Raw genomic sequence first — 2,435 nt, 5'->3', positions numbered from 1 at the left:
TGGATTGTTAAAAACAAAACCAGAAGAAAATTTTTCTTCTACATAATCCATTTCTGCACCAAGCAAAAACATAATGGACTTTGGATCAACCAGTACCTTATACTCTCTGCCATCACCATATATAATACTGATTACAGACTCAAGGAACCTAATATCGTATGAATATTCAATGCCATACTTAAATCCAGAACACCCCTTTTGCTTAATAAGTATCCTAAGCCCTATTACTTTTTCCGAAGCATTCTTTGCGTCCAACAAATACCTAATCCTACCTTTAGCTCTCTCTGTGATAATAATAGGATCCTTTATATGTTTAACAGCTCCCATTTTTGCTTTCTTTATTTTGGCTTTGTTTACTATTATAATCATTAATAGCTGCTCTAATGGCATCTTCAGCAAGCACTGAGCAGTGTATTTTGACGGGAGGTAAAGATAACTCTTGTACTATTTGGGTATTCTTGATCTGTGCAGCGCTTTCAACACTTTTTCCTTTTATTATCTCGGTTAATAAAGAACTTGAAGCAATAGCAGAACCACAGCCGAAAGTCTTGAATTTAGCATCCTCAATTATACCTTTTTCATTTACCTTTATCTGTAATTTCATTACATCTCCACAAGAAGGTGCACCAACCAAACCAGTGCCAACACTTGGGTCATTTTTGTCCAAAGAACCAACGTTTCTTGGATTTTCATAATGATCTAAAACTTTTTTATTATAACTCATACCTGTCTCATACCTATTTAACAACTAACCTTATATTATAATACACCTAGGCTTAATAAAATACAAAGTTTTAATACCGTAAAATTTACTATATAAGTATTAATAATGGATTTTCCACATAATATTTAAAGGCATTTAAAAATTTCGCCCCTAGTACACCATCAACAGTTCTATGATCAACCGAAAGCGTAACAGTCATGATTTCTGCAATCTCCACTTTTTCATCAACAACAATAGGGCGTTTCTCAGATGTTCCAATAGCAATTATACAAGACTGCGGCGGATTAATTATAGCACTGAAAGTTTTTATACCAAACATTCCTAAATTAGAGACAGTAAAGCCACCACCCTGGAATTCTTCAGGTCTTAGTTTACCAGATCTTGCTCTATTGACTAGATTCTTTACTTCTAGTGAAATAGATAAAATATTTTTATTATCAACATCTTTCACTATAGGAGTAACCAGCCCATCATCAAGCGCTACAGCTACTGAAATATCTATACTGTGATATTTTAATATCTTATTATCAATCCATGAAGCATTTATTGCAGGAAATTTTCTTATACCAATAGCAGCAGCTTTAATTACTAAGTCATTGATAGTTACCTTATTATCCTTATCATGAGTATTAATTGCATTTTTTAATGTTATTAGTTTATCGACCTGACAATCTACTGTTAGATAAAAATGCGGGATAGTTTGTTTGGATTCCACTAAACGTTGAGCTATCACCTGACGCATACTACTTACTTCAGTAACCTCTCCATAATTTATATCATTGACGCTCACTGCATCAAGCACGTCAATTTTTATTATACGACCATATGGACCACTACCTCTCAATTGTTTTATATCAACACCATGATCAGAAGCTATTTTGCTAGCTATTGGGGTTATTTTTATTCTTTCTTCTTGTCGCTTATCTATTTTTCTTTCATCGCTTCTACTCTCTTGTTTGACGGTTTCTTTGATTTCCACTTCAGCTATAATATCTTCTATTGTATCTAAATATTCTTCTCCCTCTTCTATCATTAAAGCTATTAACTGGTTAACAGGTACACCACTAGTACCTGCTGGAACGAGAATCTTTGCCATGACACCTTCATCCACAGATTCAAATTCCATTATAGCTTTATCAGTCTCAATTTCAGCTATAACGTCACCTACTTCAACTTTATCTGACTCTTGTTTGTGCCATTTTACAATCTTTCCACCAGTTTTATTCATTGTTGGAGAAAGAGCAGGCATTAATATTTTGATTGGCATAAATTATTGGTTAATTTAGATTATTTTTAATCCACTCTTTACTTTGTGTCAATTTAATCCAAAAATTCACTTAAAAAACTATCTTTTTCATAGTATAAATAGCTGAAACTTAAGGGCTTGCTATATGCATCATTTAAATGAGAAGCTATCCATAATTCTTAACTACAAGTTTCAAAACAATTCTATACTAGAAGAGGCATTAACTCATCCAAGTGTAAATAAAAAAAATAGCAAAAATCAAATTATAAGCTACGAAAGATTAGAATTTTTAGGAGATAGTATATTGAACATGGTAATATCCAACATGTTGTTCCAATTATTTCCGGATGAGAGAGAAGGAGCCTTAGCAAAAAGAAAAACTGATTTAGTTTGTGGTAGCACGATAGCTAATGTTGCTACAGAAATCAAATTAAGTGATTTTATCATTATGAATAATAGTGAACG

General features: G+C 32.6%; 4 protein-coding genes. 1 reads left to right on the top strand and 3 read right to left on the bottom strand.

Annotation, left to right across the window (positions count from 1 at the left end):
- The 3 genes from BIY23_RS04165 to BIY23_RS04155 form a co-directional block, all read right to left on the bottom strand.
- On the bottom strand, positions 1–327 hold a 327-nt coding region (locus tag BIY23_RS04165), incomplete at its 3' end, for a HesB/IscA family protein (RefSeq protein ID WP_261722524.1).
- Positions 314–724 carry a Fe-S cluster assembly scaffold IscU gene (iscU, locus tag BIY23_RS04160; RefSeq protein ID WP_070065264.1) on the bottom strand — a complete coding sequence of 137 codons (411 nt, stop codon included), beginning with the start codon at positions 722–724 and terminating at the stop codon, positions 314–316. The genes iscU and BIY23_RS04165, both read right to left, overlap by 14 nt.
- A gap of 88 nt (positions 725–812) precedes the next feature.
- On the bottom strand, positions 813–1,991 hold the full coding sequence (locus BIY23_RS04155) for a dihydrolipoamide acetyltransferase family protein (RefSeq protein ID WP_070065263.1): 1,179 nt from the start codon (positions 1,989–1,991) through the stop codon (positions 813–815).
- 124 nt (positions 1,992–2,115) lie between these two features.
- Here BIY23_RS04155 and BIY23_RS04150 point away from each other — a divergent pair.
- On the top strand, positions 2,116–2,435 hold a 320-nt coding region (locus tag BIY23_RS04150), incomplete at its 3' end, for a ribonuclease III domain-containing protein (protein WP_315940528.1).

The organism is Wolbachia pipientis, assembly GCF_001752665.1.
Classification (GTDB): domain Bacteria; phylum Pseudomonadota; class Alphaproteobacteria; order Rickettsiales; family Anaplasmataceae; genus Wolbachia; species Wolbachia pipientis_A.
This window is presented reverse-complemented; position numbering and strand designations above follow the sequence as displayed.

Bases quoted from the DNA above. Each gene is read 5' to 3' on its own strand.
- iscU (WP_070065264.1), bottom strand. From the start codon at position 724: ATGAGTTATAATAAAAAAGTTTTAGATCATTATGAAAATCCAAGAAAC.
- BIY23_RS04155 (WP_070065263.1), bottom strand. From the start codon at position 1,991: ATGCCAATCAAAATATTAATGCCTGCTCTTTCTCCAACAATGAATAAA.